Origin of the sequence: Pararhizobium sp. LjRoot235, assembly GCF_964254145.1 — a bacterium.
Lineage (GTDB): Bacteria > Pseudomonadota > Alphaproteobacteria > Rhizobiales > Rhizobiaceae > Pararhizobium.
On the sequence record NZ_CAXUSP020000001.1, the window covers coordinates 1068213 to 1092260 of the forward strand.

At 60.3% G+C, this 24048-nt stretch carries 21 protein-coding genes; 4 read left to right on the forward strand and 17 right to left on the reverse strand.

What is annotated here, in order from left to right; translation table 11 throughout:
* Positions 1 to 57: 57 nt before the first annotated feature.
* Complete coding sequence (locus ACSQ2Z_RS05085; protein ID WP_436080198.1) at positions 58 to 1068, reverse strand: cell division protein FtsX; 1011 nt, start codon at positions 1066 to 1068, stop codon at positions 58 to 60.
* Complete coding sequence (ftsE, locus tag ACSQ2Z_RS05090) at positions 1061 to 1720, reverse strand: cell division ATP-binding protein FtsE (protein ID WP_081920897.1); 660 nt, start codon at positions 1718 to 1720, stop codon at positions 1061 to 1063. Before ftsE ends, ACSQ2Z_RS05085 begins: the two co-directional genes overlap by 8 nt.
* A gap of 275 nt (positions 1721 to 1995) precedes the next feature.
* Here ftsE and ACSQ2Z_RS05095 point away from each other — a divergent pair, with 275 nt between their 5' ends.
* From ACSQ2Z_RS05095 to ACSQ2Z_RS05105, 3 genes are all read left to right on the forward strand, one after another.
* A complete protein-coding gene (locus tag ACSQ2Z_RS05095) occupies positions 1996 to 2679 on the forward strand; it encodes a hypothetical protein (protein WP_436080199.1) in 684 nt (227 codons plus the stop codon).
* A gap of 69 nt (positions 2680 to 2748) precedes the next feature.
* Positions 2749 to 3294, forward strand: coding sequence for a hypoxanthine phosphoribosyltransferase (gene hpt, locus ACSQ2Z_RS05100; protein WP_436080200.1), 546 nt, complete (start codon positions 2749 to 2751; stop codon positions 3292 to 3294).
* Between the two features lie 154 nt (positions 3295 to 3448).
* Positions 3449 to 3808 (forward strand): response regulator, encoded by a 360-nt coding sequence (locus ACSQ2Z_RS05105; RefSeq protein WP_436080201.1) that lies wholly within the window; start codon positions 3449 to 3451, stop codon positions 3806 to 3808.
* Between the two features lie 82 nt (positions 3809 to 3890).
* Here the strand turns inward: ACSQ2Z_RS05105 and ACSQ2Z_RS05110 are convergent, their stop codons facing one another.
* The 11 genes from ACSQ2Z_RS05110 to argH all read right to left on the reverse strand — a co-directional run bounded on the left by ACSQ2Z_RS05110 (position 3891) and on the right by argH (position 19312).
* Complete coding sequence (locus ACSQ2Z_RS05110) at positions 3891 to 4805, reverse strand: glycoside hydrolase family 26 protein (protein ID WP_436082985.1); 915 nt, start codon at positions 4803 to 4805, stop codon at positions 3891 to 3893.
* A gap of 46 nt (positions 4806 to 4851) precedes the next feature.
* Positions 4852 to 5052: a hypothetical protein gene (locus ACSQ2Z_RS05115; protein WP_436080202.1), complete on the reverse strand. Its 201-nt coding sequence runs from the start codon at positions 5050 to 5052 to the stop codon at positions 4852 to 4854.
* On the reverse strand, positions 5045 to 6508 hold the full coding sequence (locus tag ACSQ2Z_RS05120) for a UDP-glucose dehydrogenase family protein (RefSeq protein ID WP_436080203.1): 1464 nt from the start codon (positions 6506 to 6508) through the stop codon (positions 5045 to 5047). Before ACSQ2Z_RS05120 ends, ACSQ2Z_RS05115 begins: the two co-directional genes overlap by 8 nt.
* A gap of 24 nt (positions 6509 to 6532) precedes the next feature.
* Positions 6533 to 8395, reverse strand: coding sequence for a glycosyltransferase family 2 protein (locus tag ACSQ2Z_RS05125; RefSeq protein ID WP_436080204.1), 1863 nt, complete (start codon positions 8393 to 8395; stop codon positions 6533 to 6535).
* Positions 8379 to 9371 (reverse strand): UDP-glucose 4-epimerase GalE, encoded by a 993-nt coding sequence (gene galE, locus ACSQ2Z_RS05130; RefSeq protein WP_436080205.1) that lies wholly within the window; start codon positions 9369 to 9371, stop codon positions 8379 to 8381. Before galE ends, ACSQ2Z_RS05125 begins: the two co-directional genes overlap by 17 nt.
* Positions 9372 to 9382: 11 nt before the next feature.
* Positions 9383 to 10408 carry a UDP-glucuronic acid decarboxylase family protein gene (locus ACSQ2Z_RS05135; RefSeq protein ID WP_436080206.1) on the reverse strand — a complete coding sequence of 342 codons (1026 nt, stop codon included), beginning with the start codon at positions 10406 to 10408 and terminating at the stop codon, positions 9383 to 9385.
* A gap of 1123 nt (positions 10409 to 11531) precedes the next feature.
* Entirely contained in the window at positions 11532 to 13190 is a 1659-nt protein-coding gene (locus ACSQ2Z_RS05140; protein ID WP_436080207.1) for an ArnT family glycosyltransferase, read from the reverse strand.
* 380 nt (positions 13191 to 13570) lie between these two features.
* Positions 13571 to 16192 carry a TIGR02302 family protein gene (locus ACSQ2Z_RS05145; RefSeq protein ID WP_436080208.1) on the reverse strand — a complete coding sequence of 874 codons (2622 nt, stop codon included), beginning with the start codon at positions 16190 to 16192 and terminating at the stop codon, positions 13571 to 13573.
* Positions 16193 to 16337: 145 nt separating this feature from the next.
* The gene (gene lysA / locus ACSQ2Z_RS05150) at positions 16338 to 17606 is read right to left on the reverse strand and encodes a diaminopimelate decarboxylase (protein WP_436080209.1); all 1269 of its coding nucleotides are present in this window, start codon (positions 17604 to 17606) and stop codon (positions 16338 to 16340) included.
* A 12-nt stretch (positions 17607 to 17618) separates the two neighbouring features.
* A complete protein-coding gene (lptM, locus tag ACSQ2Z_RS05155; protein WP_436080210.1) occupies positions 17619 to 17813 on the reverse strand; it encodes an LPS translocon maturation chaperone LptM in 195 nt (64 codons plus the stop codon).
* A gap of 95 nt (positions 17814 to 17908) precedes the next feature.
* Positions 17909 to 19312 (reverse strand): argininosuccinate lyase, encoded by a 1404-nt coding sequence (gene argH, locus ACSQ2Z_RS05160; RefSeq protein WP_436080211.1) that lies wholly within the window; start codon positions 19310 to 19312, stop codon positions 17909 to 17911.
* A gap of 42 nt (positions 19313 to 19354) precedes the next feature.
* Between argH and tlpA the strand changes: the two genes are divergently transcribed.
* Positions 19355 to 20038, forward strand: a complete 684-nt coding sequence (gene tlpA / locus ACSQ2Z_RS05165; RefSeq protein ID WP_436080212.1) for a thiol:disulfide interchange protein TlpA — start codon at positions 19355 to 19357, stop codon at positions 20036 to 20038.
* Between the two features lie 80 nt (positions 20039 to 20118).
* Here tlpA and ACSQ2Z_RS05170 read toward each other — a convergent pair whose 3' ends face one another.
* The 4 genes from ACSQ2Z_RS05170 to ACSQ2Z_RS05185 form a co-directional block, all read right to left on the reverse strand.
* On the reverse strand, positions 20119 to 20991 hold the full coding sequence (locus ACSQ2Z_RS05170) for a 3-hydroxybutyryl-CoA dehydrogenase (RefSeq protein ID WP_436080213.1): 873 nt from the start codon (positions 20989 to 20991) through the stop codon (positions 20119 to 20121).
* 233 nt (positions 20992 to 21224) lie between these two features.
* Positions 21225 to 22166 (reverse strand): electron transfer flavoprotein subunit alpha/FixB family protein, encoded by a 942-nt coding sequence (locus tag ACSQ2Z_RS05175; RefSeq protein WP_436080214.1) that lies wholly within the window; start codon positions 22164 to 22166, stop codon positions 21225 to 21227.
* A 26-nt stretch (positions 22167 to 22192) separates the two neighbouring features.
* Positions 22193 to 22942 carry an electron transfer flavoprotein subunit beta/FixA family protein gene (locus ACSQ2Z_RS05180; RefSeq protein ID WP_436080215.1) on the reverse strand — a complete coding sequence of 250 codons (750 nt, stop codon included), beginning with the start codon at positions 22940 to 22942 and terminating at the stop codon, positions 22193 to 22195.
* Between the two features lie 289 nt (positions 22943 to 23231).
* Positions 23232 to 24026 (reverse strand): rhomboid family intramembrane serine protease, encoded by a 795-nt coding sequence (locus ACSQ2Z_RS05185; RefSeq protein WP_436080216.1) that lies wholly within the window; start codon positions 24024 to 24026, stop codon positions 23232 to 23234.
* Between the last annotated feature and the right edge of the window lie 22 nt (positions 24027 to 24048).

Consider the following 24048-nt stretch of genomic DNA (forward strand, 5'->3'; position numbering starts at 1 on the left):
CTTCCATACAGGCAGATTGCGGCAAGGAAGGGATGCGTGGCAATGCAATCATGTCCGTCAGTTTTGATGGGTATCGATACGGGTCGGATCGGAGCGGATTTGGTCGATCTCGTAGATCGTCCGCATGACGGTGAACCGCGCGGTCAGCGTGGTCAAAAGCGCAATAACGATCATGATGGCCGCGATGCCGAGATAGCCGGTATAGCCGATGGTGAAGCTGCCGAAGAGGGCGCTTGCCTGATCGCTTTGCGGCGTCGCGATCGATCTCGATTGCCAGAAACCTGCGACCACGAAACAGGCCGCGGCCAGCAAGCCGCCGGCGCCGGCGCCCTTGAGACTGATCTTCAGGAAGTGCTTCTGGAATTCCGAGGCAACAAAACCGGCCTCGGCTCCAACAAAATGCAGGACCTCGACGATATGCCGGTTGCCTGACAGCGTCCCACGGGTGGCGAAGATGACCGTCAACACCATCGCGGAAAACACCAGCATCAGTACCCCGGTGCCGATCAGCGCCGTCGTATGGGCCATCGCCACCAGCCGGTCGACCCAGGTGCGATGATCGTCGAGATAGGCTTGCGGGATGGTCTCCGTCAGCATCTTGCGCATCGCGGCGAAATCGGGCGGATTTTTCTCGTCGATGGTGATGATCACCAGACGCGGCACCGGAAGGTCGTCGAGATTGAGGCCTTCGCCAAGCCAGGGCTCGAGCAACCGGGCCGTCGCCGCCTTGTCGACGATGCTGCCGTCGGTGGTGCCATCGAACGTCAGCGCCAGGTCGCGTGCGTCGGCGAGCGCCTTTTCCATGTCCAGCTTTTCATCCGGCTTGATCTGGATGGTGATCTCGCGGGAAATCTGGCTCTGCCAGCTTTGCGCCGTCGCGCGCACCATGCTGACCGCGCCGAGCGTCAGGCAGGCAAGGAATGCCATGATGGCGATCACCAGCATCAGTGCATTGCCAGACACATTGCCGGGCGGAACGATCGGTGCCGTCGGCCGCACCCGCAGCGCTGCCTTGCGCTCCTGCGGCGCAGCCGGCTGCGGGCGATCGGTAGCGCGGGCGTCACTCATAGATATCGAGCCGTCCCTGCGAGAGGATCATGCGCCGCGCCTCCACCTGATCCATCAGAGAAAGATCGTGGGTGGCGATGACGACGGCCGTGCCGAGCCGGTTGAGCTCGAGGAAGAGGTTCAGAAGCCGCCGCGCCATTGGTGGATCGACGTTGCCCGTCGGCTCGTCGGCGAGCAGGATCTCCGGCCGGTCGATCAGGGCACGGGCGATCGCCGCGCGCTGCTTCTCGCCGCCCGACAGAACTGGCGGCAGAACGTTGATACGCTCGCCGAGGCCGACCCAGCCGAGCAGTTCGAGAACGTCGGCGCGGTAGGACGATTCGTCCTTGCCCCGCACGCGCAGGGGCAGCGCGACATTCTCGTAGGTGGTCAGGTGATCGAGCAGGCGGAAATCCTGGAAGACGATACCGACGCGGCGGCGCAGCATCGGGAACTCCTCGCGCGGGATGGTCGAAATGTTGCGGTCGAACATGCGGATCAGGCCGCGCGTCGGCTTCAACGAGAGGAACAGCAACCTGAGCAGTGTGGTCTTGCCGGCGCCTGACGGGCCGGTCAGGAACTGGAAGGATTTTTTGGGAATGTCGAAGGTCAGGTCGCGGAGGATTTCCGGACCCATTCCATAGCGCAATCCGACATTTTCAAAGTGAATCAACGGGTCAGTCCAGCTTCTTGTCAGGCTTCTTGGCACGCATTTCCGGCGGGTTGATGGCCTCTGCCACAGGAAACGGCGCCGCGCTCACTGCTAAGCTCCCAACATGGTTAAACAATGGTTAATTTTCGATGAAAGCGGCTGGTTCCAAGGCGTCATTTTCGAAGCATTAACCATTTAGGCTTACGTCTCGGAAAGGTTTGTTTCAATGCCCGATTCCGGCCCTTGGCCGATCCCGGCATTCTGGCGTGGCCGGTGTGGCTGCGAGAGGAGAGACCATGAACGCTTTCCGATCCAACAGGGGCAATACCGCCCGGATGGACCTTCTGCCGCCTGATCGTCCTCAGCGTTCGGCCCAAACGTTAAGTGCTTCTTATGCGACCGATATCATCGACGCGGATTTCGAGACCATCCCCGTAAACAGCCGCCGCAATGTCTACCCGGTCTTCAACGACAATCATTGCCGCGCTGCACTTCGGCAGCAAACGCGTGCCGCCGTCGGTCAATCGCGCGCCGCGTTGGTTCTTCTATGGGCAGTGAATCATCTTGAACGCCTGCTCCAGACGGCGTCGCCCAAGGCGTTTGCGGTGCTTGTGACCTGTCTGTGCGCCCCCGTCTTCCTGCTGTTCGCCGGTCTTTCCCACCATCAGCCGGCCGTCGCGGCATCTCCTGGCTTGGCCATCAGCGGCGTCACTGCGGCATTGAGCGATGCCAATGGCATGAAGGTTGTTTCGGTCTATGGCGCCGTCGAAAATCCTTCCGATGCGCCGAAGGCCGTGCCGATGATCCAAGTCGATGTCATCGCCGGCGGACAGAAACGTACGGCCAGCCGGATATTCTTAGGCGAGGCGGTTCTGGCTCCCGGCGAAAGCCGGCCGTTTTCGGCGCGTCTCCCACACGCAGGTGGAAAACTGCCGGAGGTGACGGTTTCCTTTGGCGAAAAGGATGATTCGGCCCCGTGACTGTGCTAAGCGGCTAACTTCCGGAGGCATAGCACGCGGTCTCCATGACCATTTCTGGAGAATATCCGTATGCCCGTTGTCCGTGGGAAAAACATCGAACAGCTCTATTCCGCCGAAACCATCGCGGCGCGCAATATCGAACTGGCCAAGAAGATCGGCGAAGGCCCGACAAACGATCTCCTGGTAATTGCGGTGCTCAAGGGGTCCTTCATTTTCGCAGCCGACCTGATCCGCGCCATGCACGCGACCGGTCTTGCCCCGGAGGTCGAGTTCATCACCTTGTCGAGCTACGGCACCGGAACCGTGTCGCAGGGCGTCAGGATCATCAAGGATATCGACAGCGACGTGCACGGCCGCGATATTCTGCTGATCGACGACATCCTCGAATCGGGCCGCACCCTGCGCTTCGCCAAGGAACTGATGCATGAGCGCGGCGCCAAGTCGGTCTCGGTCGCGGTTCTTCTCGACAAGAAGGTGAAGCGTCAGACCGATCTCGAAGCGGACTACGTCGGCTTCGAATGCCCGGACTATTTCGTCGTCGGCTACGGCATGGATGTCGCCTATGCGTTCCGCGAACTGCCCTTTGTCGGCATCGTCACCGGCGACGCTGAGTAGCCGGTCGGCCGGGGACAGCCGCTGATCTGGTCATCCGCGTTTACGGAAAACAAAGAAAACTCTGGTGGTGTAAGCCCGCAGCGATGTGCTGCGGATAAGGGACCACGCAGCCACGCGTGATCCCAGCGGAGTTGTTGCCGGAACGGAGGCCATGATGGCGAAAATCCTGATTACCGAAGATGAGGACGGCCTGCGCCGTTTCGTTGCCCGGGCGTTGCAGCTGGATGGTCATGAAACCGTCGAGGCCGCCGATGGCGCCGAGGGACTGGCCTGCCTGCGTGGCGAAAACTTCGATCTGCTCTTGTCCGACATCCGCATGCCCGTCATGGATGGCATCGAGCTTGCCCATCAGGCGTCGGCGGCCTTTCCGGGCTTGAAAATCCTTTTGATGACGGGTTACGCCGAACAGCGCGAGAGGGCCGACAATCTGTCCGACAAGGTCATCGAAGTCGTCTCCAAGCCCTTCACTTTGCCGGATATCCGCAAGGCCGTCGCCGTCGCTCTTGCGGCATAGGCCGCCCCGGCGACGTCAAAAACACACAAAAACGAATAGGCGCCACGGACCGGCTTGGCGGCTCCATGGGATCACAATCAGCTCAACGACTTACCGCGCTGCCGGACTTCACACGCCAGTTCGGCCGCCCGAGCCCGTAAGGCCATGCAATGACGTCGCGGTCGTTGAAATAGACCACTTCCTTGAGATCCGGAAACTGGGCGTCCTTGGCGGTGGCCGTCTGGATCCACGGCTGCATATAGCTGGCGTCGCCCTCATAACCCAGTTCTGCAACCCAGATCGGCTTTTTGAACGGCGCAACCCGCTCGTAGGCCGGCTTCAAAGCTTCCGTGAAGGTCCTGGGCGCACCATATTCCCGTATGTCATAGTCCTGCAGACCGAAGACCGAGAGACCGACGACATCGACATAGTCATCGCCGGGATAGTATTTCTCCAGCCCCTCCAGCCCTTTCGGAGACCACATGATCTGGACGGTGGGAACATCTTTGCGGAACCGGTCGGCAACTTTCTTGTAGGCCTTGATATAGTCCTGCGGGGGCCAATCGGACCATGAGAAGCGGCCGGATGTGTCTTCCATTTCCTGGGCCCAGCGGATGATCACGGGGCTCTTCAAGGTTTTCACCACGTCGGAAATCGCCTTGATGTTGGCATCGTAGTCTCCGGCCAGCACCTTCTGGCGCAACTCGTCTGAACTGAGCCGCCAATCTTCGTTCCAGGACGACGGCTCGATCGTGATCAGGAGTTTGCGTTTTCGCTGCTGGGCGTATTCGTCGGCCGCGCTGAGGGTTGTCAGGTCGACGTCTTCCCACGGCAAAAACAGGGCTTCGGTTTCGACACCGCTTTGTGCGCTGAAATCGCCATAGGGGTCGTAAGCGCCGAATTTCGTCGCGTTCGGGTGCAAGATCGGCCGCTTGTCGACAACGGCCGCCTTGATGCCGGCGTCCTCTGCATAGGCGGGCGAAGAAGCCATGCCGGTGATGATGGGCGTGATGGGCATCAGCAAAAGTACGCCCGCCACGGTTCTTACAAGTCTGTGTGTCATATCAGCCTCCTTGGCTGGAGGAACCGTTAAAGCTCTCGCTGAGCCTGTTCAGGTCCGGTGGGGCAGCATCTCCTCTTGAGCTTGATGTATTTATCCTCAGCAGCATATTCGTCGTCTCGGCATGAGCGGCCAGCAGCAACGTTCCGATCAGCATTCCGCCTGCGGAAAGCGCTGTGATGGCAACTCCTGCGACTTTAGTCATGATCAAGCTCCTTCCTGTCGTTTGCGTTGCGCTTTCTGACAAAACTCGCGTCAAAGAGGGTGCGGGTACCATTGCGAACCTCGGTGCCGGGCGGGATATAAAGGACGCGCCGGTTGATCCTGATAACGCGTTCTTCATGGGGGCGTCTGACCGGATAGCCAACCCGCTCGACCGTGAAGCCGTATCTGTTGACCAGCGTGTCGACGTCGTAAATGCCACGGAGATCGAGAAACACGCGCCGGTTCATCGTCGCGCCGAGCCGTTTGAAGTCGAGATTTCGAAGACATTGCCAATCCGTCATCAAGACGATCGCATCGGCGTCCTCGGCGCATTCATAAGGACTGCTGGAAAACGTCACGTCGCGCAGCAGCGCGTGCGCATTCTTCATGCCCCTTGGATCGAAGGCATGCACATGCGCGCCCGCGCTCTGCAGCGCATTGATGAGTGTCAGCGAAGGGGCGTTGCGCATATCGTCCGTCCCGGCCTTGAATGTCAGGCCAAGCACGGCAATTTTCTTGGACTGCAGGGGTTCGCCCAGCAACGCGCTCAGCCGGCTCCCCAGCGTGCGCTTGCGTGAGGTATTGGCCGCGATGGTTTCCTCGACCAGGCGCAACGAAACGCCGCATTCCTGTGCCGTGCGCAGCAGCGCCATGGTGTCCTTTGGAAAACACGAACCGCCATAGCCGGGGCCGGCCTTCAGGAACGCGTCGCCGATGCGCTTGTCCAGGCCCATTCCGAGCGCGATTTCATCGACATTGGCTCCGACCTTCTCGCAGAGGTCGGCCATTTCGTTGATAAAGGTGATCTTCGTCGCGAGGAAGGCATTGGCGGCGTATTTGGTGAGTTCGGCGCTGCGGCGCGTGGTTGCGATGATCGGCACGCCCGCGTCCGCGAGCGGCCGGTAGAGCGTGCAGAGCAGCGCCCGTGCGCGGTCGCTTTCGCAGCCGATGAGAACCCGGTCTGGTTTGTCAAAATCGGCGATTGCCGAGCCTTCGCGCAGGAATTCGGGATTTGACGCAACCTCGAATTCGATGCCGGTCCGAACGGATCGCATCAAAGCTTCAAGTCTTTCGCTGGTGCCGACTGGCACGGTTGATTTGGTGACGATCAAAGTACGGCCGCATAACGCCAAAGCTGTCTGCCGGGCCGCCTCGAAGACATAGGACAGGTCCGCATCGCCATCATAATTGCTGGCCGGGGTCCCGACGGCGATGAAGACGATGTCGGCACCACGAACCGCGCTGTCGAGATCGGTCGTGAACTGAAGATGTCCGGATTCGAGGTTTGATGCCACGAGATTGGTGAGACCGGGCTCGAATATCGCGACCTCGCCGCGGTTGAGCGCCTCGATCCGAACGTTGTCTATATCGACGCAAACTACATGATGCCCCCAGTTGGCAAAGCACGTTCCGCTGACCAGACCGACATACCCTGTTCCGATGATAGCAATTTTCATCTGGTTGTTTCCTTTGATTTTTTCTTATGAAATTCCGTGCCATTTGATCTTGAAACGCGTAATTTTGACCTGAGAACCGCCCTGGCCGGCCCCCGCGACGGCAAAGTGTGTTTCGGTGAAGGTGATGATGTTTTGCCCGTATGCGACCGCTTCGAGACCGGGCATGCCGCGCGAATAGATGGCGTCGCTCGTCACGGCCAGGCACATCGCCAGAGTTGCTGCCGTGGCCAGACCTCTCCTGGATGTGGAGATCAGCGGAAGACCGTTTTCCCGGGCGTGGCCGATGATCACGACGGCGAGCACCGCGGAATAGACGATCGAATTGACGATCGCGAACAGGTAATAGCCTTTGGCCGAGCCCGGATCGGAAACAAGCAATGCGGCTGCCGCCGAAGAAACCGACATCGCGATGTAGGGGGCAAGCACCCGCAGCGGTGGATAGGCCGCGATCTTGCCGTCCTTCGGCGTGATCCGGAAATCGACGAAGGAACCGGTAATCTGGTCCCGAACCGCAAACAGTGAACCGACAAGCGACCATGGCCAGCGTGCAAGCAGGAACACGGCGGATTCCCAGCCGAGAATCCTGGCGTCGTAGGGCCTCAACGTTCCGGTGGAGCGCCAATAGAAAGCCAATCCGATCAGCACGATCGACAAAGGCAGGATATGCGCGAGGAAATCCGGATAGGCCACATTCACCAAGTTACGGCCCGTTGCTAGCGCTACGATCGGCAACAGGAACATGGCCGCCATGAAGACCGAGAACAGCGGATACCATAGCTGCGAGAACAGGAACTGGAATTGCAGTTTGCCTGAGAGGCTCGGCACATAGTCCTTGGAATAGCGAAGCAGGATCGTGACAAGGCTTCGCGACCACTGGAACTCCTGGATGGCAAGATCGGCGAAGGTGCGGGGACCTTCGCCATGGGCAATCGCGTCGATGGCGTGAACACCCTTCCAACCGCCTGCATTCATCAGGAGCGTGGTCGAATGATCTTCCGCCAGTTCGGGGCCGAGGCCACCTATTTGTTTGAGTGCCGCCGTGCGCACTGCGTAATGCGAACCAATACAAAGCGGAGCCCAGCCGTTGTTGTAGCCGATCTGCAGGCAGCCGTGCATGCTGGCTTCCGCCTGAAGCCGCCCGCGTGCAGCCCAGCTTTCCGCGGCATTGGAATCGCAAATGCTCGGAGCCGACACGTAGCCCACGGCTGGATCCGCGAATGGCCGCATGATCTCGCGCAGGTATGTCGTATCCGGCACATGGTCTGCATCGAACTGACAGACAAAATCATAGCGGGCATAACCGTAATGATCGTAGAAATAGGCAAGGTTGCCTTCCTTGCACCGGGTGCGCCGCGGCCAGGTCTTGCGATGATACGCATCCACCCCCCGACGGGTCGAGATGAAGATGCCGTGGCGCTCGCACCATGTGATCGTCTCGCGATCCGGAGCCTCATCCGCCAGCCAGACGTCGTAGTCATAATCAAGCTGGTCAAGCATTGCGTTGAGCGTCTTGCGAACAACCCCGAACGGTTCAGAGGGCGCCTTGGTAACGACCATTGCAATACGCCCCCGGACGCGTTGCTCCGCAATGGGCCGTGCCTGCCTGCTGCCGCCAAACAGATAGATGAAGTAAGCCGGGAGCAGCGTTATCCACGCCACGATCAGTGTCAGCGCTCCAAAAGGCATCACGGCGATGAAATGCTCGGGCCGGAACCACCACTGCCAGAACCAGATCAGCCCCGCGAGCCAGGCGAAAACACCTGCCAGATACTCGACGCGCCGCCCTCCCGCAAAGACGGGCACCAGCGCCTCGGACGGTCTGCGCGCCGCAGCGCCCTGTCGTGGACGTGCTGACTTCGTCAAAGACAGGTCACGCGACAACGTCATGCTTGACCTCCAGTCCGAAGGTTGGAGCAGCGGTTCGGATGATTGTTTCGATGTCGGAGAAACGCGGCGCGAAGTGCAATTCGGATGCGGCCACATTGAGATCGGCGTAAAGCGCCGGTGGATCACCCTCGCGTCCAGTTTCGCGGCGAACGGGGACGCGGCGATGCGTCAGCCGTTCGATCGTATCAATAATCTGTTGCACGGAGGTGCCCTGACCGGAACCCAGGTTGGCCACGGTGTTCCTGCCGCCGATGATCAGATGCTGGACCGCCGACACATGCGCCTGGGCGAGATCCGTCACGTGGACATAGTCGCGAATGCACGTGCCGTCCGGCGTATCGTAGTTGTTGCCGAAGACGGTCAGTTCGGGGATTCTGCCTGCCGCGGCCATCAGGGCGCGCGGAATGAGATGGGTTTCCGGATCGTGCCGCTCGCGAAGTTCACCATCGATATCGGCGCCGGCGGCATTGAAATAGCGCAACGCCACGTAACGGATTTTATAGGCCGAAGCGTAGTCCTTCAGCATCATTTCGCCGATCAGCTTGGTGCGCCCATAAGGATTTACCGGGACCTGCGGACTATCCTCGGCAATCGGCAATTCTGCCGGGATACCATAGGTGGCGCAGCTGCTCGAGAAGACGATGTTCCGCAGCTTGATGTCCGCACATGTATCAAGCAACGAGAGGATGCCGGCGACATTGTTGTTATAATACTTGCGCGGATCGGCCATGGACTCGCCCACATAGGCCGAGGCGGCGAAATGAATGATGCAGGCTGGCTGCCAGAGTCTGATGGCATGTTTCAACTGGTCCCGGTCGCGCACGTCGCCGCGAACGAGCGGTCCCCATTTTACATTCTCCTTGGCTCCTGTTGTGAGATTGTCGTAAGCAACAGGCGTGAAACCTGACTGATGCAAACGCTTACAAGTATGGCTTCCAATATAACCAGCGCCGCCGGTGACGAGAACGGTCTCCACCTCGCCACCTCTTAGTTGTTTGCCGCCGCATGTCGTAAAACGCCGTCGAAATGGTCGATGGTCGCGAGAAGACCATCGTCAATATCGACGTGCGGGCGCCAGCCAAGCTGTCCGGCCGCTCGGCTGATATCCGGCCGGCGTTGCTTGGTATCGTCAACGGCAGCAAGCATATGGACGATCGGTGATTTTGAATTGGTGAGACGAATGATGCGGTGCGCCAAGTCGATCATGGTCAGCTCGGTGGGGTTGCCGAGATTGATTGGCCCGATCACCTCCGGTGATGAGTTGAAGAGTTTCATGAAGCCGCCTACCAGATCGTCGACGTAGCAAAACGAGCGGGTCTGCAATCCGGATCCGTAGATGGTTATGGGTGCGTTGCGCAGTGCCTGGACGATGAAATTCGAAATGACTCGCCCGTCATCGGGGCGCATGCGCGGTCCGTAGGTGTTGAAAATCCGCGCCACCTTGATCTTCAGGCCATAGAGGCGGTGAAAGTCGAAGAACTGGGTCTCGGCGCAGCGTGTTCCTTCGTTGTGGCAGGCTCGAGGCCCTGTAGTGCCGACATCGCCAAGATGGTCTTCACGCTGTGGTGATACGCGCGAATCGCCGTACACCTCCGAGGTCGATGCCTGGATAATGGTCGCATCACGGCGGCGGGCAAGCTCCAGCAGGTTTCTGGCCCCGACGATATTTGTGAAGAGCGTGCCGACAGGGTCGGCCTGATAGGCAGGCGACGATGCCGGACCTGCAAAGTTGAAGATCACATCGACCTTGACGTTAAGCGGAGACCGGACGTCGTGCCGCCTGAAGGTGAAGTTCGGCAGGTCGAAGAGGTGCTTGATGTTTTCGATGCGCCCCGTTGAAAGGTCATCGACGCAGATGACGTCGTTGTCTGCCAGCAGCAATTCACATAGATGCGAGCCTAGAAAACCTGCGCCCCCCGCGACAAGTACTTTCTTGAGCTTTTTACTCTTGTTACTGGGAAACTGTAGAATATTTTCAGTAGTGCCCTTTTTCGATTTGTTTGCTCGCGCCATGTTCAGCCTCCCCGCATGACTACACAAAACCAGATGTCGAACGCAGAATTCCCCACAGTTTTATGGGCACACAAACAACGATCCCCCAAATTTTTACGGGCCTGGAAACGCCGGCTCGCGGAATGCTCAGGGTAGAGCGCGATATTTGGACGGGGTCTGCCGCTTGTGCGGTTAAAAATTCAGATCGAAGGGCGCGATCCGATTAAGTAAAAAATGGTTACCTATACATTAATTCGATTATGCACTTGAATGTGGCGGGAGTCAAAGGTGGATTCGAAAGTTTGTTAAACGTTGAAAAAATACACCTTTTCGGTGTCGCAGAGAGGCACAGAAAGCAGGACTTAGGCGAATCTCTACTTATCTTTAAATACTAATACTTGTCCTGCGGTCCCGCACACATCGGGCTCGGGGAAGTAATGAGTCGACAAAGAGCGCCTGTGCGCTCGGAGATTTCTAATGAAAGAGGTTGTAAACAGGAGATTGTTCTGTCTAAAGGAGTAAGTGCTGTGCCAAAATTGTGCATCTGATCAGATTTCATACAATGGCTGAAATTTCTTCACTCTGTTAATTGATCGTTTATTTGAAGAAATTCTAATAAAGCGATTGTTAACGATGTGATGAAATACTGAGATTCGAGACAGGCATCGATCAGTCGTGGGGCAAGGATGCATTCGAAAAGCGTTGAGGCAAATGAGGCGTCTGTAAGGGCGAAATTTCGTGGCATTTTGTGCGTGATCGCAATCGGTCTCGTTTCCTTGCTCGCATCTTGTTCGTCAGAGCGGGCATCCCTCGACGTGGTCTCTGCCGCTCCGTATCAAGTTCCCAAGGAGGGAGCCGTTCAGGGTGCGGCAGCCGCGGGGGTGCGCGAGAAGCGGGCAAAAATCGCTTCCGTGAAAAGTGCTGAATATGTTTCGGGTTTGAAGGGGCAGACGCGTTTGGTCGCCTATGGCCGGGGTCCGTACATCTGCTCGCCGAGCGGTTTCGGCCGCACCTCCAGTTGCATACACCGCTGGAATTTCAACTGACTTCCAGGTAAATGCTATGCATGAGCCGTTAGCGGGCTCGTTGCCGCCTGCTCCACAGGCTCATGTTGACCGCGCTTGCTAGCTCTGGCGTTTTGACCCTAAAACCCTTGCGTCGCTGGTTCAGCGTTAGAAGATGACTGGGTAGGGTCGGCAACTCTTTTCATGCGGTTTCCTCGGCAAGACGCCATTGGCGGCGCGAGCCGGTAAATCAGCATGGTGTCGTCATTGATGACACGCTCGGCCGTCTTGTCGAGATGTGCAATAAGGCCCGGGTTGTATTCGAGGAGCTTACGCCCCTTTGAGTCGCGCGCATTTTTCGCGACACCGAACCAGGCCGCGTCTTTCGCCCGCAGCGTCTCCAGCATGTCGATCGCCTCACTGTCATCGGGAAGCACCGACCAGTCGTTCATCCCGCCGCCTGGCGGGAAAACCCAGCCCCGGCGTCTGCTATAATAGATCGCAATCGGATCGCCGATGGTGGCTGATACCGCAATTACCAGGTCGCCCGGCTTGCTGAGAGAACTCAACCGCGCACCAAGCTGACGGCCGGATTGGGCGTAGGGGGTCTTCATGAGCTGGAGCCCGGGAATGCTGCCGCCGACAATCACCACGCCCACGATCGCCGCCAATCGCAGCCAGCGTGCTCGGGAGCCTTTGAGGAGGCCACCGTCCATGGCGGTCAACAGGACAAGCCCCCGACCCGCCAAGGCCGCCACCGGCACGCTGAAAATATGGAAGTTCCACGGATTGGTTTTGATCTCGCGCGCGGCGAAGAAATAGATCAGAAGAGCGCCGGCGAGCCACACATGGAAAAACCAAGGGGCGGCCTTGTGGCGCGCCTGATCGGCAATGCCCGGCGGCGCGGCCAGCAGCGCTATGCCGGCGAGTATCACGACGGGCAGGGTGAAGAGCCAGTTGCTGACGATCTTCCATACGGCGGGAAAGTAAAAGGCCTGGCTGAAGAATTTGGACAGCCCGTCATCCCATAGATAACCGCTGCCGGCGACATGATAGGGCGGATAGTTCGTGCCCACATAGAGCGCCCATCGGTAGTAGCCGAGGATCAGCGCGCCGGCGATCAGAGCGACCGGCATGATCTGCAGGACGCGGCGGGGGTTGAGCCTGCCTCTGACCTGCAGAATGGCAAATGTGGCATAGGTCATCGGAGCGACCACGGCGATGCCGGGCAGTTTCGCCAGCACGCCCAATGTCGTGATCACGCCCGAGAGCACCAGAAGACCATGGCGGTCTTCCTGCAGGTAGACGACATATAGCCAGGCGCCGGTGATGACGAGCGACAGCATGGCCGGGTCGGGAAGAAACGACTGGTCGATGAAAACCGCACCGGGCATGATCGCGAGCAGAAAGGCACCGGCGTGCGCGTGCATCGTGTCCCACAGGCGATCGAGCAACCGGTGCAGGGCAAAGACGCCCCAGAGGCCGAAGGCGATAGCAACCAGGCGCCCCAGCCAGTCATGCCAGCCGAACAGCGTGTACAGCAGGGCGGTGATATAAGAGATGATTTGCAGTTCGCGCCCCTGATAGGCAGGCCCCGGACCTGTCCAGCTGACCTCCGGAAAGAAGATGTTCCAGCTGCGTGTCAGGAAATTATCGGCCATCATGGCCGTACTGGCTTGGCGCCAGCTAAACGCATCGATCAGGGGCTGTTGAACATCGTGGAGACGAAACAGGGCGGCAAGCGCCAATATCCCAGCCAGAACCGCGGAATTGCGCTGCCCGATCCCGGATTCCGGCATTTTTGTCCTCCTCCTCCGGCAAACCACGGTAAAGACTATAGTACAAATGCGTAACGCCATGGTTACTGCGCGAAAATGCAGACATTATCAGCGTTTGTTTTGCCCTGCGATAACCTTTCCTGGTGATGCTCGCCGAGCGTTTCGTTCAGCGGCGTGTATAGAGGTGATGTCGGCCTGCGAGAAAACCGATATGGCGGAATTTACATATGCCGCGGATTCGAAACCTGGCCTCCCTGCACGGACAGCGAGCCAGGCCGGATGACGTGAAACAGGAGCGGCTGGCGGCGCTCAGCCGGTCCAGACCGAGGCTCCTTCTCTCCGCACAGCTCGCACAGCGCGCATTCATCGGGCTCAGGCCGTTCGGGCCGATCTTGAAACGCTCAGCGAATATCGAGCAGCCGTTCCAGGTATTGCCGCTCGGTCTCTGGCGAGGAATTCGTGCCGAGACGGCGGCGGATTTCTTCCAGGATTTCGCGCGCACGCTGGGTATCGATCTCGTCGGGCACCTTGACCTGGTCGCCGAAATCCGGTCCGGCATTCTGCTGCCGGCGGCCGAGCGGGTCGCGGCCGTTCTGGCCATATTGCGGAATGCCCTGACCCCCGGGGCCCTGACCCTGGCTCTGCATCTGCTGCATCATGTCCTGCGCGCCCTCGCGCAAGGCCTGCAGCGCGCGTCCCTGACTGCCGACGGCCTGTTCGCCCTCTCCCTTGCCGAGCGCGTTTGCTGCGCCCTTCATCTCGCGGCCGGCCTCGCCGAACCCCCTGCCGGGCTTGATGCCCATGCTCTCGAGACCCTTTTGCAACTCGCCAAGTTGTTTGCCGAGCTGTTCCTGTTGTGCCTGCAGATTCTTCAGGGCTTGCTTCAGCTCCTCGGCTGTCATGTTGTCGAGCGGACCTGGCTCAGCGTTCTCGTCGGACTGCTGGCCGGGCTCCTGCGGCATATCCTGGTTGAAGAGCTCCTGATCTTCGCCATCGAGCGGATCGCCGCGCTGCAGGCGGTCACGCAGCGCCTGGTCGAATTTGAAGGTCTCGTCCATCAGCTGCTGCTGTTGCTGCATCAGCTGGCCGAGCTTGTCCATCTGCTCGCGCATCTGGCTGTTCGCCTCACCCTGCTGTTGCTGCATGCGGCCCGCCTGGAGATTGTTCATCATGCGCTGCATTTCCGATAGCAGCTGGCGTGCCTGATCCTTGGCGCCGGATTTGGCGAGGTTCTCGATCTGGTTCATCATCTTTTCCAGATCCTGCTGGCGCAGCACATTGTTCTGGTCGGGATTGGCAGCCATGCGTGGATTCTTGGCTGCCTGTCTGGCAAGTGCCTCCATATAGTCCTGCATCGCCTCGCGCAGTTCCTGCATCAGCTTGGCGATTTCCTCGTCGGATGCATTGCGCTCCAGAGCCTCGGACAGCTTCTGCTGGGCATCGCGCAGCCGCTTGTCGGCCAGCGCCATGTCACCGTCCTCGATGCCGAGCGCGATCTCCCAGAGATGGCTGGCGGCATCACGGGCCATGTCGTCGTTGCGCACCAGCGCCATGCGCGTGCGCGCCGATTGCAAGAGCAGGAAATGGGTCAGGTTCGGGATCGTCTCGTCCGGCCGGATCATCAGCGCGTCGTTGAGGTCGATCGAACGCGGCAGCTGGTTGGCGTCAAGCGAGAATACCTGGCGCTGCTCGGCGACTGCACCGGCCAACGGCTCGAAGAACTGGCGGGCGGGCAGGATCATGTCCTGCGGCACGCTGCGGCCTTCCTGACCAGCCGCATCCCGGGCAACGAGCGTAACGCGGACGCGCCTTCCGGAGAGTGGATGTTCGCTGAGATTGCGGCTCGTCAGCCCCTTGGCCTCGCGCGCATTGCGCTTGGGCAGATCCAGGCGATATTCCGGCAGCGGGTAAAGCGGATGGGCGCCGGCCTCTGGCTTGTCCAGCGGCTTGATCTCGGCCCAGGCATCCTGGATGCCGTAGTCGTCCCTGGCGGCAAAGCCGATTTCCAGCGCGGCGTTCACCGTGGGACGGGGAATGCCATCGAAGGCGATATCCGGCACGCTGTCGGGGATCACCGTGAAGGCCCATGCTTCGTCACCGACGGCGAGCGTACCGTCCTTGGTGATCTTCAGAAGATGGGTTTCGCTGTCGGGTTTGGCCGGATCGACGGCAACCGTTTCGGCGGTTTTCTGCACTTCGGCCGGCTTCGCTTCCTGCGCCGCCACGATCAGCGGCTCGGCCGCGCCGTCTTCGTGGTAGGTCACCGGCGTGGTGTCGCCGCCGCTGGTGATGCGCACGGTCAGTTGGCTGAACTGCGGGATGCGAAGTGGCTCGGTGCGGCCTGACGCCGTTTCGCTTTCCTGATGGCCGGTGAGGAAGATCGGCGCGCGGCCGGTATAGGCAGGCGGCGTCACCCAGGCATCGATGCGCACATCCGGCTTTGCCTCGACCTGCTGTGGCGGGCGAAAGGCATCGGAAACCTGGCCGGCTTGGTTCGAATAGGAATAGGCAAAAGCGACACAGGCGATCAGCACGGGAAGGGCGCGCAGGCCGTAGTTGTCGCTGCGAGCAATGTCAGGCCGCGGCAGTCCGGTTTCCAGCGCTTTGATCGTTCGCGCCATGCGCGCCTGGTGTTCCAGCCAGAGCGCCTGCCCGGCGGCACCGCTGGTGGCCGGCTGGTCGTCCTGCACGCGGATCGCCTGGTGCGCGAGGTTGTTGCGCTCCTCCAGCATCCGGTCCGCGTCGCTATTGCCGGGAATGCGAAGGCGCATCAGCGGAACGAGCAGGGCGACAAAGGCGGCGGCGAAGCCAAAAAGGACTGTGGCGTGCAGCCAGCCGGGCGCAACGCGGAAGAAGCCGAACCATGCGGCGGAAAGGAAGAGAAGGACGATTGCGGCCAAGGGCAGGGCGCGGGGTGCTGCCCGTTCGGCAACGAGAACGATGCGGGCAAGCGCCCGCTTGACCGCGAGGCTTCTCATCAAGCCTAGTGTCCCCGTCGAGCCATCCCGGCGGATTTTCGTCATCCGTTCCCTTTCAGCGTTCGAAACGTGCCGCGAAGGATAACACTCTTTGTGGCGAAGACGAGGGCGCCAACGCAATCGTGATCGATTTCCGCCGTCTGCCGCGGCCGCTATCAAAGGCGGCCGGCTGCGGAGCGGCGGTCTGGCGTCAGTCGAGCCAGTTCGGCACGGAGTCGAGCCCGATCAGGTCCTCGTAGCTGGTGCGCGGACGAACGACATGGAAACGGTCGCCGTTGACCAGCACTTCGGGCACCAGGAGGCGGCTGTTATAGGTGCCGGCCTGTACCGCGCCATAGGCGCCCGCCGTGCCAATGGCGATGAGATCGCCCGGCTTCGGCATCGCCATTTCGCGATCGAGCGCCAGATAGTCGCCGGTCTCGCAGACCGGGCCGACCACGTCCGCCTTGATGCGCGGGGCGTTGGCAGCGGAAATCCGCACCGGCCGGATTTCATGATAGGCCTCGTAGAGCGTCGGGCGGATCAGGTCGTTCATGGCGCCATCGACGATGACGAAGGTCTTTTCGCCGCCATCCTTCACGTAGATGACCTCGGTCACCAGGATGCCGGCATTGCCGACGATCAGTCGGCCCGGCTCGGCGACGATCTTGCAGTTGAGGCCGCGCAGCTGGTCCTTGACGATGTTGGCATAGGCGTCTGGCAGGGGAGGCGGATTGTTGTCTTCCTTGTAGGGCACGCCAAGCCCGCCGCCGACATCAACGTGATCGATCGTATGGCCGTCGACGCGCAGCGTATCGACCAGCTCGCGCAACAGCTTGAAGGCATCCTCGAACGGCTGCAGCTCGGTAATCTGGCTGCCGATATGCATGTCGATGCCGGTGACTTTGATGCCGGGCAGGGTCGCAGCATGGGCGTAGACGGCACGCGCGCGCTCCCAGGAGATGCCGAACTTGTTTTCCTTCTTGCCGGTCGAGATCTTGGCATGCGTCTTTGCATCGACATCCGGATTGATGCGGAAGGAGACATGCGCCTGCTTTCCGAGCCTGACGGCGCGGGTGTTCAGGATTTCGAGTTCCGGCTCGGATTCGACGTTGAAGCAGTAGATACCGGCCCCGAGCGCCAGGTCCATTTCTGCCGCCGTCTTGCCGACACCGGAGAACATGATGCGGCTTGCCGGAATGCCGGCCGCCAAGGCTCGGCGCAGTTCACCGCCCGAAACCACATCGACGCCGGCGCCCAGCCGTCCGAGCGTCTTCAGCACCGCCTGGTTGGAATTGGCCTTCATGGCATAGCAGATCATCGCGTCGATATCGGCGAAGGCCTTGGAGAAGACCGCATAGTGCCGCTCGAGCGTTGCGGTGGAGTAGCAATAGAACGGCGTGCCGACCGCCTTGGCGATGTCGATGAGAGAGACGTCTTCCGCAAAGAGGATGCCGTCGCGATATTCGAAATGGTTCAACGGAGTGCCCTGTTAAAGGAGAGGATCAAGGAGAAAGCGCTTGTCTTGCACCTCATCCTTCTTTTCGACGGTGCCTGGCGCCGCTTTGGTGTTGATCGGCGCGGTAGAGCCCGGACGGTCGAGATCACCCTTGCGGCCACAGCCGGACAGGGTCAGCCCCGCGATGGCGAGCGCTGCAAGCAGAGTGGTGGTGTTTCGCAAATGCATGGATGCTTCCCGGTCCGGGCAACGACGCCCTTCTTGCAAAATTCGTCAGAACTCATATCGAGTTTTCAAGGCCTTGTGCACCCTGAATCTTGACCTCAGTTCCGCGCCCGCCACCAGGCGATCTGCTTCTTCACTTCGCTCGGTGCCGTGCCGCCAAAGGAAGTGCGGCTGGCAACCGAGGCCTCGACTGTCAGCACATCGAAGACTTTGTCGGTGATATCAGCATGGATCGCCTGCAGCTCTTCGAGTGACAACTCGGCAAGCTCGCAACCCTTCTGCTCGGCCAGTGCCACCGCCCGGCCGGTGACGTGATGGGCGTCGCGGAAGGGCAGGCCCGCCTCGCGCACCAGCCAGTCGGCAAGGTCGGTCGCGGTGGAATAGCCGGAACCGGCGGCGGCCTTCATCCGGTCCGCGCGGATAGTCATGTCGCGGACCATGCCGGTCATGGCCGCAATCGCCAGTTCCAGGCTTTCGGCGCTGTCGAAGACCTGTTCCTTGTCTTCCTGCATGTCCTTGGAATAGGCGAGCGGCAGGCCCTTCATCACCGTCAAAAGAGCGATCAGCGAACCGTTGATGCGTCCGGTCTTGGCGCGCACCAGCTCGGCGGCGTCCGGGTTCTTCTTCTGCGGCATGATCGAGGAGCCGGTGGAGAAGGCGTCGGAGAGGCGCACGAAGCCGAATTGCGGCGTCGACCAGATGACGATCTCTTCTGCCAACCGTGACAGATGGGTGGCGCAGATCGAGGCGATCGCCAGGAATTCCAGTGCGAAATCGCGGTCGGAGACGGTGTCGATCGAATTGCGCGTCGGCTCGCGGAAGCCGAGCGCCTTTGCCGTCATGTGGCGGTCGATCGGAAAGCCGGTGCCGGCAAGGGCTGCCGCGCCAATCGGACTTTCGTCCATGTGCTCGATGGCATGGCGCACGCGCGAGCGGTCGCGGCCGAACATCTCGACATAGGCCATGCAGTGATGTCCGAAGGTGACGGGCTGGGCGGTCTGCAGATGGGTGAAGCCGGGCATCACCGTCTCGGCATGCTCTTCGGCGCGGTCGAGGAAGGCGGCAATCAGCGCCGTCAGCATCATCTCCGTCTTCTGCAGTTCTTCCTTCACCCAGAGGCGGAAATCGAGCGCCACCTGGTCGTTGCGCGAACGGGCGGTATGCAGACGTCCGGCAGCCGGGCCGATCAGTGTGGCAAGCCTCGCCTCGACGTTCATATGGATGTCTTCGAGCCGGCGGGAGAATTCGAACTGGCCGCTCTCGATCTCTGACAGGATTGTGCTCAAGCCGTGAACGATCTTGTCTTTATCCTCGACCGAAATGATGCCTTGATGCGCAAGCATGGTCGCATGCGCTATTGAGCCGCGGATATCCTGGGCAAAAAGCTTCTTGTCGAAGCCGATCGAGGCATTTATTTCCTCCATGATTGCTGCAGGCCCCTGCGCGAAGCGCCCGCCCCACATCTGGTTGGAGCTTTTGGTTTCGGAAGTGCCGTCGCCCATGAAGATGCCCGCCCTGGAGAATGACCCGTTTTGGAAAATAAAGTGACAGACCGACAAAAACGCCTTCCTGCCGCCAGACTTGTGGTGATCGCTGCCCTTTTCGGGCTGATCGCCGGTGCGGCAGCGGTATACGTCAGGGAAAGCGGGTCTGGCAATGGTGCGCCGGTGGAAACCGCAGATGCAAAGGCTTGCGAGGCGGCAAAAGATAAGGTGGCTGCGATCACGCCGTTCCTGAAAGGCCAGGTCGCCGCCATGGCGCCGGTCAGCGAGCCACGCCCGCTTACCGGATTGACCTTCAAGGACAAGAACGGCAAGGATCTGACGCTTGGCGATTTTACCGGCAAGACCGTTCTCCTCAATCTCTGGGCCACTTGGTGCGTGCCCTGCCGCGAGGAGATGCCGGCGTTGAACGCCCTGCAGAAGGCTGCTGGCAGCAACAAGTTTGAAGTGGTGGCCGTCAACATCGATATCGGCGGCGACGAAAAGCCGAAGGCCTTTCTGAACGAAATCGGCGTGCATGATCTCGGCTACTACCGGGATGCCTCCATGGGCGTGTTCAACGCGCTGAAAAAGGAAGGTCTCGCCTTCGGCCTGCCGGTCACGCTGCTGATGGATGAAAAGGGTTGCCTGATCTCCTCGATGAACGGGCCAGCCGCCTGGGACAGCGACGACGCCAGGGCGCTGGTCAAGGCCGCTATCGCAGCGATGCCTTCAGGCGCTCTCTAACAGCGAACGGCGTCCATCGGCCTGTTCGCGCGCGCCGGCTTCCTTTGCCGCCATGGCGAGGATCGCGGTCGGCCACAGGATTAGCGCGTGGGTACGGGAACGTCGCCGCGATAGTCATAGAAACCGCGACCGGATTTGCGGCCGAGCCAGCCGGCCTCGACATATTTGACCAGAAGCGGGCAGGGGCGGTATTTGGAATCCGCCAGGCCGTCATGCAGAACCTGCATGATCGAAAGGCAGGTATCGAGGCCGATGAAATCGGCAAGCTGCAGCGGTCCCATCGGATGGTTGGCGCCGAGCCTCATCGCCGTATCGATGGCGTCAACGCTGCCGACACCTTCATAGAGCGTGTAGATCGCCTCGTTGATCATCGGCAGGAGAATGCGGTTGACGATGAACGCCGGGAAGTCTTCCGCAACGGTGATCGTCTTGTCGAGCGCCGTGACGAACTGCTTGGCGGTCGTAAAGGTTTCTTCCCCGGTCGCAATGCCACGCACCAGCTCGACCAGCTTCATCACCGGCACCGGGTTCATGAAGTGGATGCCCATGAAGCGTTCCGGCCGGTCGGTCGCGGAAGCAAGCCGGGTAATCGACAGCGAGGAGGTATTGGTGGCGAGGATAGCATCGGCCTTGAGGACCGGACAGACCTGGCCATAGATCTTGCGCTTGATGCTCTCGTTCTCGGTCGCGGCCTCGATGACGAGATCCGCTTGGCTGAGGTCGTTGATGTCTGCGGATCCCTTGATCAGCGACAGTGCCTTCTTGCGTTCCTCGTCGGTCAGCTTGCCGGAGGAAACCTGCCGGGCCATGTTGCCGTTGATGGTTGCAAGCCCGGCTTCGACGCGATCGGCGGCAATGTCGTAGATGTGCACCTTGTAACCGGCCGCAGCCGATACCTGGGCAATGCCGCAGCCCATCTGTCCAGCGCCAACAATTCCGACATTCTTGATCATCGAGCCGATTTTCCATCATCAGTACGAAAGGGCGGACGCGCTTCCGTTTTCAGGCAAAGAGCAAATGAACCGCTCCAGGAGAGCGTTCCGGCTGAAAGTGATAAAGGCATCGCGCCCAATTTTCCAGCCTTTATTCACGGGCGGAGCAACCGAGACCGGACATTCGCGTCGCCTGCAAAACGAAAAACGGCCGCGCTGGCTTGCACGGCCGTTCATGATGTTTTTGCAGGAACTCAGAGCGCCTTTTCGAGTTCAGGCAGGATATCGAACAGATCGCCGACGAGGCCGTAATCGGCGACCTGGAAGATCGGCGCTTCTTCGTCCTTGTTGATGGCGACGATGACTTTCGAGTCCTTCATGCCGGCTAGATGCTGGATGGCGCCGGAGATGCCGCAGGCGATGTAGAGCTCAGGCGCCACGACCTTGCCGGTCTGGCCGACCTGCCAGTCGTTCGGGGCATAGCCGGCATCGACGGCGGCACGGCTTGCGCCGACGGCGGCGCCGAGCTTGTCGGCGACCGGCAGGATCACCTGCTGGAACTTCTCGGCCGAGCCGAGCGCTCGGCCGCCGGAGATGATGACCTTCGCCGAGGTCAGTTCCGGCCGGTCGGAGGAGGACAGTGCATCCTTGACGAAGCTCGACAGGCCCGGATTGGCGGCGGCGGCAACGGTTTCGACCGGCGCAGAACCACCCTCCGCCGCCGAGGCGAAGGAGGCGGTGCGCACGGTGATCACCTTCTTCGCTTCGCTCGTCTGCACCGTCTGGATGGCGTTGCCGGCATAGATCGGCCGCTTGAAGGTGTCGGCCGAGATCACCTCGGTGATCTCCGAGATCTGGGCGATATCCAGGAGGGCGGCAACGCGCGGCAAAACGTTCTTGCCGACCGAGGTCGCTGCCGAAAGGATCGTGTCGTAGCTGCCGGCCAGCGAAACGATCAGCGCCGCCAGCGGCTCGGCGAGATTGTTGGCAAGGTCGGCGTCATCGGCCAGCAGCACCTTGGACACGCCGGAGAGTGTGGCGGCGGCGTCGGCGGCCGCCCGGGCGCCCGAGCCGGCGACCAGCACATGCACATCGCCCCCCGTTTCCCTGGCAATTTTCGTCGCGGCCGTCAGAGCCTTGGCGGTCTGGTCGGACAGGGTTGCGTTGTCGTGATCTGCCAGAAGAAGAATGGCCATATCGTAATCTCCTCAAATCTTCCGGATCAAAGCACGCCGGCTTCGTTTTTCAGCTTGTCGACCAGCTCGGCAACGGACTTGACCTTGATGCCGGCCTTGCGGCCCGATGGCTCTTCGGTCTTCAAGACCTTGAGGCGGGCCGTGGTATCGACGCCGAAATCGGCAGGCGTCTTCTTGTCGAGCGGCTTCTTCTTCGCCTTCATGATGTTCGGCAGCGAGGCGTAGCGCGGCTCGTTGAGGCGCAGGTCGGTGGTGACCACCGCCGGCAGCTTGATCTCGATGGTCTGCAGGCCGCCGTCGACTTCGCGGGTGACTTGAGCCTTGCCGTCGGTAATCTCGACCTTGGAGGCAAAGGTGCCCTGCGCCCAGCCGAGCAGCGCCGACAGCATCTGGCCGGTCTGGTTCGAATCGTCGTCGATCGCCTGTTTGCCGACGATGATCAGGCCGGGCTGTTCGGCTTCGGCGACGCCCTTGATAATCTTGGCGACGGCCAAAGGTTCAACTGCATCGTCGGTCTCGACCAGGATCGCGCGGTCGGCGCCCATGGCAAGCGCCGTGCGCAGCGTCTCCTCGGCCTTGGCCGGGCCAACGGAGATGACCACCACTTCGGACGCCTTGCCGCCTTCCTTCAGCCGCAGCGCCTCCTCGACCGAAATCTCGTCGAACGGGTTCATCGACATCTTCACATTGGCAAGCTCGACACCGGAACCATCCGGCTTCACCCGGATCTTCACGTTGTAGTCGACCACCCGCTTTACGGTGACAAGGATTTTCATGGTGTCCTTCCTTACAAGACGTTTGCCGAGAAAATGCGCTTTAACGCAGATGCCTGATTGTCGGTTGGCGACATCGATACGCGTTTTTTCTCCAATTACAATCTTCGCCCCTCCGGCGGCCAGAAGAATGCGACAGGAAAAATACTTACGTTTACGTGTGCGTCAACATTAAATCGCAAGTGACTTGTGCGCTTTTGCGGCCAACATCCAACACGGCAGCTCGGCCATGGCTCTAATTAACTGTTTTTAATAGGAATATTCTGCCAGGCGCCGTCCTTCCCGCGCTGTATCATGACGGTCTTCCCCAAGGAGTGGGCTTTCTCGTGTTTTCGGCGCCAACGGGAGATAGGATGGCGGGCGTTGCCTCCACATGCCGGACGGCGCGCGGCGTGACGATCGTGCGATCGAACAAGGGTACGTCCCGACGTCGCAAAATGACAACCAGGACCAGCCCGGCAATGATGCCGCCCACATGCGCGCCCCAGGAAACGCCGCTCTCGGGATCGGCCACGAGCATGAAGAACTGCTGTCCGATCCAGAACGCAAGCGGAATGAAGGCAGGAAGGGGAAGGGGGATGCGAAAGAGCACCAGCACCCAGACGCGAACTTTTGGATGCAGGAGGAAATAGGCGGCGACCACGCCGGAGATCGCGCCGGACGCGCCGATCAGCGGCGTTTCGGAGGCGGTGTCGATGAGCCCGTGCGTCACGGCGCCGGCGGCGGCGCACAGGAGATAGAAGATCAGGTAGCGGACATGCCCCAGCGCATCCTCGACATTGTCGCCGAACACCCACAGGAACAGCATGTTGCCGGCCAGATGCCAGAAATCGCCGTGCAGGAACGCATAGGTGATATAAGTGGCCTCATCCGGCACGAGTACGAGATCGGGCGTCAGTTGCGCATAGTCGAAGGCGATGGCGGGAATGTAGCCGAGGCTAAGGACGGTCGCGTTGGAAAAGGTCTCCGGCACCAGCAGCGGCCCGGTGAACAGCCAGACGATCACATTGATGATGATCAGGCTGATCGTGACATATTGGACCTTGATGTGTTTCAGGGAATTCGCGTCGTGCAGCGGTAGGAACATGAGATCCCCTGAAAGCATGGTA